16 protein-coding genes are annotated in these 15,930 nt (G+C 63.3%); 11 read left to right on the forward strand and 5 right to left on the reverse strand.

Going from position 1 to position 15,930, the window contains the following annotated elements; translation table 11 throughout:
• Window positions 1-4: 4 nt before the first annotated feature.
• On the reverse strand, window positions 5-1,210 hold the full coding sequence (gene glp, locus CAF80_RS19785) for a gephyrin-like molybdotransferase Glp (RefSeq protein WP_085667820.1): 1,206 nt from the start codon (window positions 1,208-1,210) through the stop codon (window positions 5-7).
• Window positions 1,207-1,746, reverse strand: a complete 540-nt coding sequence (gene moaB / locus CAF80_RS19790; RefSeq protein ID WP_039770868.1) for a molybdenum cofactor biosynthesis protein B — start codon at window positions 1,744-1,746, stop codon at window positions 1,207-1,209. Before moaB ends, glp begins: the two co-directional genes overlap by 4 nt.
• Before the next feature lie 298 nt (window positions 1,747-2,044).
• Between moaB and CAF80_RS19795 the strand changes: the two genes are divergently transcribed.
• From CAF80_RS19795 to CAF80_RS19830, 8 genes are all read left to right on the forward strand, one after another.
• Complete coding sequence (locus CAF80_RS19795; protein WP_007957027.1) at window positions 2,045-2,944, forward strand: LysR family transcriptional regulator; 900 nt, start codon at window positions 2,045-2,047, stop codon at window positions 2,942-2,944.
• Window positions 2,945-3,104: 160 nt separating this feature from the next.
• Entirely contained in the window at window positions 3,105-3,947 is an 843-nt protein-coding gene (gene fdhD / locus CAF80_RS19800) for a formate dehydrogenase accessory sulfurtransferase FdhD (RefSeq protein WP_074687837.1), read from the forward strand.
• Window positions 3,944-4,429, forward strand: a complete 486-nt coding sequence (moaC, locus tag CAF80_RS19805; protein ID WP_039770876.1) for a cyclic pyranopterin monophosphate synthase MoaC — start codon at window positions 3,944-3,946, stop codon at window positions 4,427-4,429. Before fdhD ends, moaC begins: the two co-directional genes overlap by 4 nt.
• Window positions 4,426-4,677 carry a MoaD/ThiS family protein gene (locus CAF80_RS19810; RefSeq protein WP_074687836.1) on the forward strand — a complete coding sequence of 84 codons (252 nt, stop codon included), beginning with the start codon at window positions 4,426-4,428 and terminating at the stop codon, window positions 4,675-4,677. The genes moaC and CAF80_RS19810 overlap by 4 nt, the downstream gene beginning before the upstream one ends.
• 3 nt (window positions 4,678-4,680) lie before the next feature.
• Window positions 4,681-5,142 (forward strand): molybdopterin synthase catalytic subunit MoaE, encoded by a 462-nt coding sequence (gene moaE / locus CAF80_RS19815; RefSeq protein ID WP_074687835.1) that lies wholly within the window; start codon window positions 4,681-4,683, stop codon window positions 5,140-5,142.
• A gap of 284 nt (window positions 5,143-5,426) precedes the next feature.
• Entirely contained in the window at window positions 5,427-6,770 is a 1,344-nt protein-coding gene (chrA, locus tag CAF80_RS19820; protein WP_074687834.1) for a chromate efflux transporter, read from the forward strand.
• 424 nt (window positions 6,771-7,194) lie between these two features.
• Window positions 7,195-8,559 carry a glutamine synthetase family protein gene (locus CAF80_RS19825; protein ID WP_064595435.1) on the forward strand — a complete coding sequence of 455 codons (1,365 nt, stop codon included), beginning with the start codon at window positions 7,195-7,197 and terminating at the stop codon, window positions 8,557-8,559.
• Window positions 8,560-8,702: 143 nt separating this feature from the next.
• Complete coding sequence (locus CAF80_RS19830; RefSeq protein ID WP_074687833.1) at window positions 8,703-9,986, forward strand: FAD-binding oxidoreductase; 1,284 nt, start codon at window positions 8,703-8,705, stop codon at window positions 9,984-9,986.
• A 48-nt stretch (window positions 9,987-10,034) separates the two neighbouring features.
• Here the strand turns inward: CAF80_RS19830 and CAF80_RS19835 are convergent, their stop codons facing one another.
• Together CAF80_RS19835 and CAF80_RS19840 are read right to left on the reverse strand one after the other, a co-directional pair.
• Window positions 10,035-10,820: a DeoR/GlpR family DNA-binding transcription regulator gene (locus CAF80_RS19835; RefSeq protein ID WP_039770886.1), complete on the reverse strand. Its 786-nt coding sequence runs from the start codon at window positions 10,818-10,820 to the stop codon at window positions 10,035-10,037.
• Window positions 10,821-11,089: 269 nt separating this feature from the next.
• Window positions 11,090-11,605, reverse strand: coding sequence for a transporter suffix domain-containing protein (locus tag CAF80_RS19840; protein WP_074687832.1), 516 nt, complete (start codon window positions 11,603-11,605; stop codon window positions 11,090-11,092).
• Between the two features lie 131 nt (window positions 11,606-11,736).
• On the opposite strand from CAF80_RS19840, the gene CAF80_RS19845 reads away from it, so the two are divergent.
• From CAF80_RS19845 to CAF80_RS19855, 3 genes are read left to right on the forward strand one after another with little or no spacing between them, the layout of a single operon-like run.
• A complete protein-coding gene (locus tag CAF80_RS19845) occupies window positions 11,737-13,290 on the forward strand; it encodes an efflux transporter outer membrane subunit (protein WP_092163861.1) in 1,554 nt (517 codons plus the stop codon).
• Window positions 13,283-14,380 carry an HlyD family secretion protein gene (locus CAF80_RS19850; protein ID WP_074687831.1) on the forward strand — a complete coding sequence of 366 codons (1,098 nt, stop codon included), beginning with the start codon at window positions 13,283-13,285 and terminating at the stop codon, window positions 14,378-14,380. The genes CAF80_RS19845 and CAF80_RS19850 overlap by 8 nt, the downstream gene beginning before the upstream one ends.
• Entirely contained in the window at window positions 14,370-15,407 is a 1,038-nt protein-coding gene (locus tag CAF80_RS19855; protein WP_074687830.1) for a DUF2955 domain-containing protein, read from the forward strand. Before CAF80_RS19850 ends, CAF80_RS19855 begins: the two co-directional genes overlap by 11 nt.
• Here the strand turns inward: CAF80_RS19855 and CAF80_RS19860 are convergent.
• Entirely contained in the window at window positions 15,392-15,838 is a 447-nt protein-coding gene (locus tag CAF80_RS19860; RefSeq protein WP_074687829.1) for a YMGG-like glycine zipper-containing protein, read from the reverse strand. The genes CAF80_RS19855 and CAF80_RS19860 overlap by 16 nt on opposite strands.
• Window positions 15,839-15,930 lie beyond the last annotated feature (92 nt).

Raw genomic sequence — 15,930 nt, forward strand, 5'->3', positions numbered from 1 at the left:
GCGCTCAGAACAGCTCGCTGAACGGGATGAAGCGCAGCGGATCACCGACCCGCAAGGTGCTGTTCTCGGGGATTTCCACCAGCCCGTCAGCCCAGGTCGCGCCGAGCAGCACCCCGGAACTCTGGTTCGGATACAGCGCCGCCTGACCGCCCTCCAGACGCACGCGCAGGTATTCGCGACGGCTGCCGGGTTTCGGCCAATCGAAGCCGGCGTTGACCGTGAAGCTCAGCGGCATCACCTCTTCCACGCCTTGAATGCGCAGCAGGTACGGGCGCGCCAGCAGGCCGAAGGTCACCAGCGCCGAGGTCGGATTGCCCGGCAGGCCGATCACCGGCACCGAGCCAAAATGGCCGACCGTCAGCGGTTTACCGGGTTTGATCGCGAGTTTCCACAGCAGCGGTTTGCCGTTGTCGCGCAGCACCTGGCCGAGAAAATCGGCGTCACCGGCAGACACGCCGCCGGTGGTCAGAATCAGATCGGCCGCCACTTGCAACTGCTCAAGCTTGAGTCGGGTCTGCGCCGGGCGATCAGGCAGAATCCCGGCGTCGATCACTTCGCATCCCAGTTCACGCAACCAGTGATCGAGCAAGGTGCGGTTGCTGTTGTAGATGCTGCCGGGACGCAGCGGCTGGCCCGGTTCCACCAACTCGTCACCGGTCGATAGCAACGCCACGCGCGGACAACGCACCACCGGCAAATGGGTCATGCCCTGCCCTGCGGCGACGGCCAGCTCGAACGGGCCGAGGCGTTTGCCGGCGCGCAGCAAGGTGTCGCCGACGCGGTTTTCCTGGCCTTGGGGACGGATGTTCTGCCCGACCTTCAGCGGTTGCAGGAAATGTACGCGACCGTCCTCCAGCACTTCGACGTTTTCCTGCATCTCCACGCAATTGGCGCCCATGGGCAACGGCGCACCGGTGAAAATCCGTGCGCAGGTGCCGGACAGCAAGGCGTCCGGCGCCATCCCGGCGTAGACCCGCTGTGACACGCTCAACGGCTGGCGATGCAGGTCGGCGAGGTTCAAGGCATACCCGTCCATGGCGCTGTTCGGCCACGGCGGCAGGTCGAGGGTGGCGACCAGATCGCTGGTCAGCACGCGCCCGCGCGCTTCGTTGAGCGGCACCGATTCGCTGTCCGGCAGGCGTTGTTCATTGGCCATGGCCAGCAGTTGGTCGAGGGCGTCCTCGACCGGCATCAATCCCGGCTTGCTCATCCGCGCGGCCCGCAGGCTTGCACCGGTTTGAGGTGCGGAACGAAGTTGCACGGGCGGTGACGGTTATCCAGTTGTTCGGCGAGGATGCCTTCCCACGCGGTGCGGCAAGCGCCGGTGGAACCCGGCAGGCAGCACACCAGCGTGCCGTTGGACAGGCCGGCCAGCGCGCGGCTTTGTACGGTCGAGGTGCCGATGTCGAGAATCGAGATGGCGCGGAACAGCTCGCCAAAGCCGTCGATCTGCTTGTCCAGCAGGCAAGCCACGGCTTCCGGAGTGCTGTCGCGACCGGTGAAACCGGTGCCACCGGTGATCAGCACCACTTGAATGCCGTCGTCGGCGATCCACTGCGCGACCTGGGCGCGGATCTTGTACAGGTCGTCCTTGAGCAGGTTGCGTTCGCTCAGGGTGTGGCCGGCCTCCAGCAGGCGGCTGACCAGCAACTGGCCGGAGGTGTCGCTGGCGTAATCGCGGGTATCGCTGACCGTCAGCACGGCAATATTCAGGGGAACGAACAAGGCATCCGATTTCACACTCATGGCACTCTCCGGCCGTCGTCAATTCAGTGGGTGACGAGCCTAAGTGCCGCTTGTGAGAGCTGTCTAATCACTCTGGCCAACCACACTATCGACCTGCTCTATCGGTGATTTTTTTCAGCCCCTCGACCACTGTCCGGCCCAATGAAACCGGGCGTCATCGAAATCCTCGATAGGCTCTTAGACACTGCCGATTGGACGAAAAAAACCATCAATGGGATCGTCGTTCCCTGCGCTTTCCGTGCGCTGTACGCATCTGCGTCAATACTCAATCAAAATTCCTTATCGAGCAGGTGCCGTCGTGGACATCAAACAACTCAAGTTCCTGATCGCGCTGGACGAAACCCGCCACTTCGGCCAGGCCGCCGCGCGCTGCCACATCACCCAGCCGACCCTGTCGATGCGCCTGCGCAATCTGGAAGACGAGCTGGATCTGGTGCTGGTCAATCGCGGCCAGCGCTTCGAAGGTTTCACCCAGGCCGGCGAGCGCGTCCTCGCCTGGGCCCGCACGTTGCTGGCCGCTCACGACGGGCTGTTTGCCGAAGCGGCGGCCTGCCGGGGGCAACTGGTGGGTAGCCTGCGCCTGGGGCTGGTGCCGCTGAGCAACTTCAATCCGGTGAATTACATTCAGGGTTTGTCCGGGACTTATCCGGAGCTGAAGTACAGCCTGTCGTCGCTGAGTTCGGACGAGATCATCGAAGGCCTGGGCAACAATCAGCTGGATCTGGGCGTGTGTTATCTGGACCACGTCAACCCGAACTATTTCGAGTTCTTCGAGATTGGCGAAACCCGTGTCGGCCTGCTCTACGACACCCGCCACTTCCATTTCGAAGGCCCGGAAATGAGCTGGGAAGACGCCGCCGAACTGCCGCTGGGGATGATCACCACCGGCATGCACTATCGAAAGTCCATCGACTTGAGTTTCCGCAGTCGCGGGCTGAATCCGCAGCCGATCATGGAAAGCGACTCGACCTATCAATTGCTGCAGGCGATTCACCAAGGCTTCTGCTGCTCAATCATGCCGCTGGACAGCGGGCTGGAAGAGCCGATCGAACATCTGGCTTTCATTAACCTGCCGGATGCCAGCGTGCTCGCGCCGCTGGGGCTGGTGATGCGCAAGACCGAACCGCGCTCGGCGATTGCCGAGAAGTGTTTTGCCGAGGCGCGCAAGATGTTCGGGATCGAGGCGCCTGCCGTTTAACCCTCCCCAAGTTGCCTGAAACGTTGCACTTCGGTGCAACGACTTCAGGTCCGCCTGCGGTCATCGACCAATCCAATCACTGCATCGGAACAAGCGATTGGACGCACTTTTCCCTGCCCCGTAGCCTGAACCCACTTCAGCGCTTCGTGGGACTTTCAAGATGCTGTGCCAAGTTGAACAACTCATCGAACCGGGCGACGCCAACGCCCCCGCGCCACAACCGGCGTCAGTGGCTTATCGCGAATACCTCGACGACGCGCCGGTGTCCCACGCGGCGCTGGCGGCGGAAATCGCCCTGGCCATCAGCTACAACGGCCTGAATCAGGCGGTGATGATGGTCTCGCCAGGCAACATCGAAGACTTCATTCGCGGCTTCAGCCTGAGCAACGCCATCGTCGACCGCCTCGACGATATCCATGACATCCGCCTGACCCATTTCGACCAGGCCTGCCAGGCCGACGTGCAGATTTCCAGCCGTGCGTTCTGGGCCCTGAAGGATCACCGGCGGCAGATGGCAGGCACCAGCGGTTGCGGCCTCTGCGGCGTGGAAGCCCTTGAGCAGGCGCTGCCGCAACTGGAGATCCTGACCCCGACACCCTTGCCACCTTCCGCACATTTCGAGGGGATCCGCCAACGCATCGAGCAGGCCCAGCAACTGGCCCGCAGCAGCGGCGCCCTGCACGCAGCGCTGTACTTCGATGCCGACGGCCAAGCGTTGCTGTGCCGCGAAGACATCGGCCGCCACAACGCCCTCGACAAGCTGATCGGCGCCCTGCAATTCGAAGGTCTCGATGCGCGTCAGGGCTTCGTCGTGGTCACCAGCCGTTGCAGCCTCGAACTGATTCACAAAGCCGTGCGCGCCCGCCTCGGCACCCTCGTCAGCCTGTCTGCCCCCACCGCGCTGACCGTGCGCTGGGCGCTCAAGCACCGCTTGAACCTGATCCACGTCCCGCACCGCAACGCCCCGCGAATCTACAGCCCGATCCAGGAGCCCACCGCATGAGCAACACCCTCACCCACCTCGACGATCAGGGTCGCGCCAACATGGTCGACGTCAGCGACAAAGCCGCCACCCGCCGCGAAGCCACCGCGCAAGCCTGGGTGCAGATGCGTCCGGAAACCCTGCAAATGATCCAGTCCAACGGCCACCCCAAGGGCGATGTGTTCGCCGTGGCGCGGATCGCCGGGATTCAGGCGGCCAAGCGCACCCATGAGTTGATTCCACTGTGTCATGCGCTGCTGCTCAGCTCGATCCACGTCGAGCTCAAAGCCTGCGAACCGGACCGCGTACAGATCACCAGCACCTGCCGCCTCACCGGCCAGACCGGCGTCGAACTCGAGGCCCTGACCGCCGCCAGCGTCGCCGCACTGACCATCTACGACATGTGCAAGGCGGTGGACCGGGCGATGGTCATCGGCGACATCCGCCTGCTGAGCAAACAGGGCGGCCGCTCCGGCCACTTTCAATGGGAGAACCCGCAATGATTCTGATCAACTACTTCGCCAGCTACCGTGACCGGCTCAATCTGGGCGGTGAAAAGATCCCGGCCAGCGACACCCTCGCTTGTGTCGAGGATGTACGACAGATGCTGATGCAGCGCGGCGATGTCTGGCGTGAAGTGCTCGGCGCCGGCAACCTGATGTGCGCGGTGAATCAGGAGCTGTGTCAGCCGGATCAGACGATCGAGGATTTCGACGAGATTGCGTTTTTCCCGCCAGTTACGGGGGGTTGAGGCATGGGTGTTCGAGTCCAGCGTAAAGGCTTCGATGCCGGTCAGTTGATTTCCGACCTGCATGCGCGCAATCCACGGGTGGGCGCGGTGGTTAATTTCATTGGTTATGTGCGGGATCTGAACGTCGGGCAGTCGGTGACCGAGCTGTCTCTGGAGCATTATCCGGGCATGACCGAAAAGGCCTTGGAGCAGATCGCCGAACAGGCCCGCGAGCGGTGGCCGCTATTGGCGGTGGAGATTGTGCATCGGGTCGGTGCGTTGTCGGTGACCGAACCGATCGTGTTCGTTGGCGTCAGCAGCAAGCATCGGCATGCGGCGTTCGAGGCCTGTGCGTTCATCATGGATGTGCTGAAAACGCGTGCGCCGTTCTGGAAGCGTGAGACTACCCAGGAGGGTTCGCAATGGGTCGAGGCTCGGGAGAGTGATCAGAATGCGGCGTTTCGCTGGAGTCTGGCGCATGCCTGAAGACCGAAAGCCCTCACCCTGGCCCTCTCCCAGAGGGAGAGGGAACCGACCCGGGGATATTGCAGTACTACGCCGACCTGAACCTATAGCGTTGAATCCGGATGCCAGCAGTTTCGAATCCATAATCGACTCGGACTTTCAGGTCGATGTTTGACGCAAGACACCTCGGTCGGCCCCTCTCCCTCCGGGAGAGGGCTGGGGTGAGGGCTGCAATCTCGATACCACTCCTTAACAAAAGCCTGATTAGATAGCCGCTCCACCACAACTCAACTCGGGAGCCACACTTGAGCCAAACGCCAAAAGACTTGCCCCGTCCTCAACCCATCACCCTGCGCCAGGCCTGGCCGTTCTGGCTCAAACTCGGCTGCATCGGCTTCGGCGGCCCCGCCGGGCAGATCGCGATCATGCATCAGGAACTGGTGGAGCGCCGGCGCTGGATCTCGGAGCGACGTTTCCTGCATGCGCTCAACTACTGCATGTTGCTGCCAGGCCCCGAGGCCCAACAACTGGCGACTTACATCGGCTGGCTGCTGCACCGAACCCCTGGCGGCATATTGGCCGGAGTGCTGTTTGTATTGCCTTCGCTGCTGATTCTGATCGCTCTGTCGTGGGTCTACATCGCGCTCGGCGATGTGCCGGCGGTAGCCGGGGTGTTTTACGGAATCAAACCGGCGGTGACCGCGATTGTGTTGCACGCGGCCCATCGCATCGGTTCGCGAGCGTTGAAGAACAGTTGGTTATGGGCGATCGCCGGGGCAGCGTTCGTGGCGATTTTTGCCTTCAACCTGCCGTTCCCGCTGATCGTGCTCGGCGCGGCATTGATCGGTTATTTCGGCGGACGCTGGGCGCCGCAGCGGTTCAGCAACGGCGGCCATCGCGGCGGCGAAAAATCCTTCGGCCCGGCGCTGATCGATGACGACACACCGCCACCCGAACATGCGCGGTTCAACCTGCCGAGGCTGCTGCGTCTGGTGCTGATCGGTGCGCTGCTGTGGTGCCTGCCGATGGCGTTGCTGACCGCGTTGTTCGGCTGGGACGGCACCTTCACGCAGATGGGCTGGTTCTTCACCAAAGCGGCGCTGCTGACATTCGGCGGTGCTTATGCCGTGCTGCCCTACGTGTATCAGGGCGCGGTCGGACATTACGGCTGGCTGACGCCAACGCAGATGATCGACGGCCTGGCCCTGGGCGAAACCACGCCGGGGCCGCTGATCATGGTCGTGGCGTTTGTCGGGTTCGTCGGCGCTTACGTGCAACCGACGTTCGGTCCGGAACACGCGTTCGCCGCCGGCGCGCTGGCCGCGACGCTGGTGACCTGGTTCACCTTCCTGCCTTCGTTCCTGTTCATCCTCGCCGGCGGGCCATTGGTGGAGTCGACCCACAACGAATTGAAGTTCACCGCGCCGCTGACCGCGATCACGGCGGCGGTGGTCGGGGTGATCCTCAATCTGGCGTGTTTCTTTGCTTACCACGTGTTCTGGCCCGCCGGTTTTACCGGTCAGCCCGATGTGTTCTCGATCGTGCTGGCCCTCATGGCCGCCCTCGCCCTGTTCTTTTTCAAGCGCGGCGTGATCGAGGTGTTGATCGTTTGCGCCCTCGTCGGGCTGGGGTTTTACCTGCTGCGCTGAACCGGGGTGCACGCCAACGCCTGCGGAAACAGGCGTTTACTTATCCGGGGATTCCCCCTTACTATCCAGCCACACCGGCATGGCGGGACGCTCCCGCCGCCGACGTTTTCCGCCAACGGAAACACGCGTCATGAGCACGTCACTCCAACAATCAGAATCGTTGAACGTCTCTGCACTGCGCGCCCTTCTTCACAGGGGCCGCGCATGAATCGCATCGTCAATCTCCCCATGGCCCTGAGCCGTTCCAAGCTGCGTCACTCCGCACGCCCGCCGGATATCTGCCTGCCCGTCTGATCGCGCCGGTAAAAATCGCGACAGCTCCCCCTCTTTTTTCGATATCCCTGCCAGGACGCCCGCGCCTTTTGCCGAGCTGCGTCCGGCCCGAATCTGCGCGCCTGTGCGGCGCCATCGTGAGTGATTGATTATGAAATTCGCAGCCATTGAAGACGCCCGTCATTTTCTCGAGCAGAACCCCGACATCGACATGATCGAGCTGTTCATCCTCGACGCCAACGGCGTGCCGCGCGGCAAGCTGTTACACCGCGAAGAACTGCTCGCCGTGTACGAAAGCGGTCGCCCGCTGCCGAGCACCATCCTCGGTCTGACTGTGCATGGCGAAGACGTGGAAAACTCAGGCCTGGTGTGGGACGTCGGCGACATCGACTGCCGCGCCTACCCGCTGGAAGGCAGTCTGGTGCGCCTGCCGTGGCGGCAGATTCCGACTGCGGCGGTGCAGGTCAGCATGCACCCGGAACAAGGCATGCCGGCGAGCATTGCCGACCCGCGTCACCTGTTGATCAAGGTCATCGACCGCCTGAAAGCCGAGGGCTACCACCCGGTGATGGCCTGCGAGCTGGAGTTCTATCTGCTCGACGCCAAACGCGATCACAACGGTCGTCCGCAACCGGCGCTGGATGCCGACGGTGGGCGACCGCGACACACGCAGGTCTACGGTTTGCGTGAGCTGGAGCAGATCGAACCGTTCCTTGCCGACCTCTACAGCGCCTGCAAACTGCACGGCATTCCGGCGCGTACGGCGATCTCGGAATACGCGCCGGGCCAGGTGGAAATCACCCTCGAACACGGCGATGCGCTGGAGGCGATGGACCAGGCCGTGCGCTACAAACGGCTGGTCAAAGCCGTGGCGCACAAGCACGGGATGCAGGCGACGTTCATGGCCAAGCCGTTCGATCATCTGGCGGGTACCGGCATGCACATGCACGTCAGCCTTGCCGATGCCGAGGGGCGCAATCTGTTTGCCTCCGAAGACCCGGCCGGCACGCCGCTGTTGCGCACGGCGATTGGCGGGATGCTCGCCTCCCTGCTCGATTCGCTGCTGCTGTTCTGCCCGAACGCCAACTCCTACCGCCGTTTCCAGGCCAACAGCTACGCACCGCTGGCACCGACCTGGGGCGTCGACAACCGCACCGTCAGCCTGCGCGTGCCCGGCGGCCCGGCCAACACCCGACACATCGAACACCGCATCTGCGGCGCCGATGCCAACCCCTATCTGGCAGCGGCAGCGATCCTGGCGGGCATTCATCGCGGGATAAAAGAAGACATCGATCCGGGTGAACCGGTGGAAGGCAACGGTTACGCGCAGGCGAAAGAATTGCTGCCGACCGACTGGCTGACCTCGCTTACGGCGCTGGAGAATTCGGTGTGGGCGCGGGATGCGCTGGGGCAGGAGTTTCTCGGGGTGTATCTGGCAGTGAAACGTGCGGAATACCGGCAGTTCATGGCCGAAGTGGGCGAGCAGGACTGGCGCTGGTACCTCACAGAGGCCTGATCTTTCACAACTCCCCCTGTGGGAGCGGGCTTGCCCGCGAAGGCGTCGTCACATCCAACACTTCAGGTGACTGACACATCGCTTTCGCGAGCAAGCCCGCTACCACAGGGTCCGTGCACCGACTTCCGAATCTGGACACTGAAATGACTCAACGCAGCAATTCCTACTACACCGCGACCCTCAACCGCGACACCGACTACCCGACCCTGCAAGGCCGGCACAAGGTCGATGTGGTGATCATCGGCGGAGGCTTCACCGGCGTCGCCACCGCCGTCGAACTGGCCGAAAAAGGCCTGAAAGTCGCCATCGTCGAAAGCCACAAGATCGGCTGGGGCGCCACCGGGCGCAATGGTGGGCAGGTCACCGGCAGCCTGTCCGGCGACGGCGCGATGCGCAAACAGATGCGCAATACATTGGGCGATGAGGTCGATGATTTCATCTGGCACCTGCGCTGGCGCGGCCACGAAATCATCAAGCAACGGGTCGAGAAATACACGATCGATTGCGACCTCAAGCACGGCCACTTGCACGCCGCCTACAAGCCGAGCCACATGGCCGGTTTGCGCAGCGACTACGACGAAGCCGTGCGCCGAGGCATGGGCGATGAGGTCAGTCTGCTCGACCGCAGCCAGGTGCGCGATCTGCTGCAAAGTGAGCTCTACCACGGCGCCATCAAGAACACCCGCAACATGCACCTGCACCCACTCAACCTGTGCATCGGCGAAGCGCGGGCGGCGCAAAGCCTCGGCGCGCAGATCTTCGAAAACAGCGAAGTGCTGGAGATCATTCACGGCGACAGCCCTGGCGTGCGCACCGCCCACGGCCGGATCGACGCCAATCAGGTGCTGCTGGCGGGCGACGTCTACCACAAACTCGAGCCGGGCCAGCTCAAGGGCAAGATCTTCCCGGCCATGGGCGGCATCGTCACCACCGAACCATTGGGCGATCTGGCCAAACAGATCAACCCTGAAGACCTCGCCGTCTACGACTGCCGCTTCGTCCTTGATTACTACCGCCTCACCGCCGACGGGCGCCTGCTGTTCGGCGGCGGCGCCAACTACAGCGGCAAGGACTCACGAGACATCGCCGGCGAACTGCGGCCGTGCATCGAACAGACTTTCCCGGCGCTCAAAGGGGTGAAGATCGATTACCAGTGGAGCTGCGCGATGGGCATCGTCATCAACCGCATCCCGCAACTGGGCAAGCTTTCGGACAACGTCTGGTATTGCCAGGGTTACTCCGGCCACGGCATCGCCACGACCCACATCATGGGCGAGATCATGAGCCGGGCGATCACCGGGCAGATGCAGCAGTTCGACACGTTTGCCGCGTGCTCGCACATTCGCGTGCCGATGGGCGATCTGCTGGGGAATCCGATGTTGGCGGCGGGCATGTGGTACTACCAGATGCTGGAAAAACTGCGCTGATCGAACAGGCCCCATCGCCAGTGATGGGGCCTTTTTTGCCGCAAAACCTCAGTCAGGCAACTGCTCCACCTCAATCCCCAACCGCCGGTAGTCCTCAATATTCCCCGACGCCACATGCCGCTCGGTGATCAGCGTGTGCAAGCGCTCGCACGGCGCCACCACAAACGGCTCCACCGCACCGAGCTTGTCCGCCGTGGTCACGGCAATCACCCGCGCCGCACAGTCGAGCAGCGCCTGCTTGACCGGCACTTCATCGAAATGCAGCGAGGTGATGCCCACCTCCGGATGAATCGCACAGACGCCGGTGATCGCCAGATCCGCCTTGATCCCCGACAGCAGCCGCAGCGCCTCGTGACCGCCAGCAGACAGGGTTTTCGGATTCAACTGCCCGCCCGCCAGAATCACTTTGATGCCCGGATATTCGGACAACGCAATTGCCGTCATCGGTGAGGCCGTGACCGCCGTGAGGCTGATGTCCCTGGGCAACGAGCGCGCCACCTGCAACGAGGTGGAACCCGAGTCGAACATCACCGTCTGCCCGTTCCGCACCTGCTGCGCCGCCAACTGCGCCAGACGAATCTTCACCTCGTCGATCTCGTCCAGCCGCGTGAAGTAGTCCTTGCCGGTGTCCTTGGGCCTCGGCAGTGCGCCGCCGTGCACCCGCTGCACCAGTCCGGCGTTGTCCAGCTCGGCCAGATCGCGGCGGATGGTGTCTTCGGACACCGCAAAATGCTGGCTCAACTCGGACGCCATGACCTTGCCGTCACGTTCGAGGATCAGAAGGATTTTCTGCCGGCGCAGGGAGGGAAGCTCGGAAGCGGAATGATCGTGCATGGTTTTGCCTGTTTGTGCTTTTAATTGCAGGTTTGCGCGAGCTTAGCCAAGCAAACCGGCAAACACAACGCCGGTATCAATGGCTTCGATCATTGGAATCACGAAGCCGAATTTTTTCTTTTGACCCGCCCCCGGCAGAATGGCCCCACTTTCAAAAGGACCAGGATGAACCCCCCATGAACCTCAATTTCGCTTTCGCCTGCATGGTCGTCGTGTCGTTTGCCATCGCGCTTGGGCATGCCTGATCAAAATCAAGACTTAGTTGGCGATCATTCCGCCACCACCCGCGCCTTGCGCACGAACAGCGCATGCACCTTGTCCCAGAAATTGCCGCCCAGCACGAAGAAGCTGCCGATGAACATCAAGTCGCCCAGCGCCTGCAACTGCCAGAGATTGGGCCGCACGCCCGGGAAGAAGTTATCGAAATATGGTTCCAGGAAGGACGACAGCAGCGGCAGGCAGAACATCACCACGCCGATCTTGTGGCGCAGCGGGCTGACTTCAGCCACCGGAGTCGGAATCACGCCGGAAATGTAGTGGCCGATCGTGCGCTTGAGTTCGGCGAACCCGGCCTTGCCCATCACCGCGATCACCAGCAGCAACAGCACTTTATTGCTGATGAACAGCACCCCGGTCAGCGCCGCGACTTTCGAGCCCGGCACGTCGAGGGCGGCGGCAATCGGCACCATCAGCCACGAACCGAGCATCAGGCAGATGATTGCCACGCCAACCTTGAAACGCCAGCTGGCGCTGGTGGGGGCAAGCGGTTCTTGAGCAGTGTCCATGGCTTCCTACCTTTTTATCCGGGGCGGGGTTCGGTGGCGTTCGCCTGAAAAAGCGTAGCAGCTGATTGCTTCGAACAACCCGCAATCTGCGGTCTATGCTCCAGTGACATTTCCCGCTGGGGCCTCCCGGTATGCCTGCAACGCCAGCCCTGCTGATCCGTCCCGGCCACCTGCTGCTGCTCGGTGCGCTGAGCCTTGGCGGCTGCCTGCGGCTGGGCCCGGATTTCCAGCCGCCGGCCGAGGCCTGGAGCAAGCAGTGGCAAAGTCCGGCGCTCGAGCAGGCCAGCGAGCGCGGCGCGGTACCGGATCTGCGTCAGTGGTGGCAGGTGTTTGCCGATCCGGTGCTGGACCGATTGATCAGCGACGCCGAAGCCCGCAACAGCAGCCTGAAAATCGCCGGCCTGCGGGTCCTCGAAGCCCGCGCGCAACTGGGCATCGCCGACAGCGGTCGCTACCCGCAGCTGCAACAGGCCAGCGCCGACAGCCTGTACATCGACCGCCGTCAGTCCGGCGGCAACAACCCGCAGGACTTGCACTTCTGGCAGCACAGCGCCGCATTCGATGTCGGCTGGGAACTGGATTTCTGGGGTCGCTTCAGCCGCGCCATCGAATCCGCCGACGCCAGCTACTTCGCCGCCCAGGCCAACTACGAAGACGCCCTCGTGCTGCTGCGCGCTCAAGTGGCCGACACCTACTTTGCCCTGCGCACCACCGAAGCCCGGCTGCGGGTCGCACGGGAAAATGCCGCCCAGCAAAAGCGTAACTTCGAGATCACCGAAAAACTCTTTCGCAGCGGCCAGACCGCCGAACTCGACCTGCAACAGGCCAGGACCCAATACCTCGGCACCCTCAGCAGCATTCCGGCGTTCGAAGATCAATTGCTGCGCACCCGCAATGCGCTGGCGGTGCTGGTCGGCCAGCCGCCCGGTGGCGCGGCGTTCCTGGCCGAACAACCGGGGCTGATTCCGTTGGTGGATCGCGCCGTGTTGCAGGATGTCCCGGCCAACCTGCTGCTGCGCCGTCCCGATGTGCGCGCGGCGGAGCTGAACGTGGCCGCGCAATCGGCGCTGGTCGGCGTGGCGGAAACCGATCTGTATCCCTCGCTGACCCTGCTGGGCAGCATTGTCTGGTCCAGCGACACCCTCGGCGCCACCCCGCGCAGCTTCGACCTGATCGGCGGCCCGAGCCTGCGCTGGAACCTGTTCGACTACGGCCGCATCCACAACAACATCCGCGTGCAGGATGCGCGCTTGCAGCAACTGATCGAGGCCTATCGCGACAAAGTCCGCCAGGCTGCCCGCGAAGCCGACGACGCCGCCAGCGGCCTGACCAAAGCGCTGGAACGCGAGCGCATTCTCGGCGAGGCCGAAGGTGCAGCGCGGCGTTCGCTGGTGCTGGCCAACACCCAATACCGCGAAGGCTATTCAGACTTTCAGCGGGTGCTCGATGCCCAGCGTGCGTTGCTGGAGCTTCAGGACAACTATCTGGTCAGCCGCAGCAACGCCGTGAGCAATCTGATCGCCCTGTACCGCGCCGTTGGCGGTGGCTGGCAAAGCGCCGGGCCGCAGATTGATTCAGCAACCCGCCAGCAGATGCAACAACGCACCGACTGGGGCGATCTGCTGAGCGCCCCGCCGCCGCAACCGACCTATCCGATTCCCTCGCAGGTAGACCGCCATGAGTGATGAAGCGCCGCCGGATCCGGCGAAAAAAGGCATCCGCTGGGTGCTGCTGGTGATTGTGCTGAGCCTAGTCTGGTATCTGCTGGCCGACCGTTTTACGCCCTACACCCAACAGGCGCGGGTCGGCGCATTCGTGATCCCGGTGGCAGCGGAAGTCGCGGGCCGGGTGATCAAGGTCAACGTGCGCAACAATCAGGACGTGCAGGCCGGCGACATCCTTTTCGAGCTCGATCCACAGCCGCTGCAAATTGCTGTCGACCGGGCCCGCGCCGATCTGGAAAACACCCGGCGCACGGTCGGCGCCAGCACCGCGGGCATCGCTTCGGCACAGGCGTCGTTGCGGGCCGCGCAAGCCAATGAACTCAAAACGCGCCAGGACAATCGACGGCTGGAAGGCTTGTACAAAGAAGATCCGGGCACGGTTTCGGTTCGGCTGCTGGAAGTGTCCCGGGCCAACCACGAGGCCGCTGTCAGCCAGGTCGCCGCCGCCCGGGCCGAAGTGCTGCGCGCGCAGGAGCAGGAAGGCGGCAACACCGACACCAACGCCAAACTGCTCAGCGCCGCCGCCACGCTGGCCAAGGCCGAACTGGATCTGGCCAACACCCGCATTGGTGCGCGTTCGGCGGGCCTGATCACCGACTTGCGCACCGACGTCGGCCAGTTCGCCGCTGCCGGCAGCCCGGTGATGACGCTGATCACGATCCAGGACGTGTGGGTCAGCGCCGATCTCACCGAAAACAACCTCGGCCGGATCAAGCCCGGCACGCCGGTGTCGATCATCCTCGACGCCCTGCCCGGCGAAGTGCTCGACGGCCGGGTGCGCAGCGTCGGTTACGGGGTCAGCGTCGGCCAGACGCCGCCGCCCGGCACCCTGCCGACGATCCAGAACAGCCGCGACTGGCTGCGTCCGGCCCAGCGTTTTCCGGTGATCATCGAGTTCAGCGAAGAGGCGAAAAGGCGCCTGTTCGAGAGTCGTTCGATTCGCGCCGGTGGGCAGGCGGAAGTCATGGCGTTTCCCAGCGAAGGCAATCTGCTCAATCCGTTGGGCCGGATGTTTGTCTGGCTGATGAGCTGGCTGAGCTATGCCTACTGAGCGGCCTATTGAGCGCAGCGTCCCGGCGCAACGTGCCTTGCGCCTGGCCTGCGGCACCGCGTTGTGCACCGCCGCCAGTTACGGCCTCGCCTTGCCGCTGTCGTTTCTGTCGCCGGTGCTCGCGGTGTTGCTGCTGGCCAGCATGCCCCGACCGTTGCCGGTGAAAATGGCGCTGGTGCTGACGTTGGTCGCCGCGTTCACCACCAGTATCGGGCTGTTGCTGGTGCCGTTGCTGCGTTATTACCCGGTGTGCGGCGTGCTGCTGATCGGTGTCGGTCTGTTTCTGGTGTTCACCTACGGTTTGCGCGGCGGCAACGTGCTGATCATGACGTTTCTGGTGATCGGCATGACCATGATTTCCGCCGCCGGTTTCGCCTCATTCGAGCTGGCCATGGCGGTGATCGGCGCGCTGGTCAAAGGCCTGTTGCTGGCCGTCGTCATCGTCGGCCTGAGCCACGTCCTGTTCCCGGAACCGGCCAACAGCCCCGCGCCACCACCCGCTCCCGCCCTGCCCGCCGAAGACGTGCCTCGCGTAGCGATGCGCGCAACATTGATCGTGCTGCCGACCTTTCTGCTGGTGCTGATCGACCCGGCCAGCTACCTGCCGATCATCCTCAAAGCCGTCAGCCTCGGCCAGCAGAGCACCACCACCCGCACCCACCACGCCGGGCGCGAATTGCTCGGCTCGACCTTATTGGGCGGGCTGCTGGCGGTGTTGTTCTGGTGTGCGTTGAGCCTGTTCGTGCACCTGTGGATGTTCTTTCTGTGGATGCTGCTGTTCGGGCTGTTGGTGGCGCGCAAACTCTATCGGCTGCACCCGACGCAGCTCGCGCCAGGGTTCTGGCTCAATACGCTGATCACCATGATCATCCTGCTCGGCCAGTCTGTTGAGGACAGCGCGGCGGGCAAGGACGTCTACACCGCCTTCGCGGTGCGCATGGGCTTGTTCATTCTGGTGACGCTCTACAGCGGCGTAATGATGCACCTGCTCGTCGCGCACCGGGAAAACCGTCAGGGCGTGACCTGATAACCCCGCCCTTGCAGGCAACCGGTGTAGGCGCTTGAACTGGCTGAAGCATCGGTCCGCCGCTGCTCGCGTCGATCCTGCCGCTGCCGCGCACCGCCGACTACCGCACCGGCGGCAGCCGTCTCTTTGGCTCGGTTCTGGCGGTAATCCTGCTTGCGATCATCGTCCACGGCTTCATAGAACTCGTCGTGCTGACGACCGCGCACTTCAGCGGCAGTAGCGCCGGCCGCCGCACCCGCGGCAGCGCCCTTCAGCCGACCACCGGCCTGGGGTGTCGACGTGGTTGAGGTGGATGCGATGGAATGACAATCGTTGATATCGATCTGGGTTTGCTGGGAAGTCTGGCCCTTGAGCGGGACGACGGATTCAGCGCTGGCCTGTGTGGCGCATATGGCAGCAAGTAAAAGCAGGATGGACCTTTTGCGGATCATGATTACCTCCGACGGCGCTCGGGTTAGCTGTAATGCGGGGTAATCAAGGAGTGTAGTTCAGTGCCTAGTCAAAATTCCCCCAGCCTGACGTT

It is taken from the genome of Pseudomonas sp. B34(2017) (genome assembly GCF_002112915.1).
Lineage (GTDB): Bacteria > Pseudomonadota > Gammaproteobacteria > Pseudomonadales > Pseudomonadaceae > Aquipseudomonas > Aquipseudomonas pharyngis.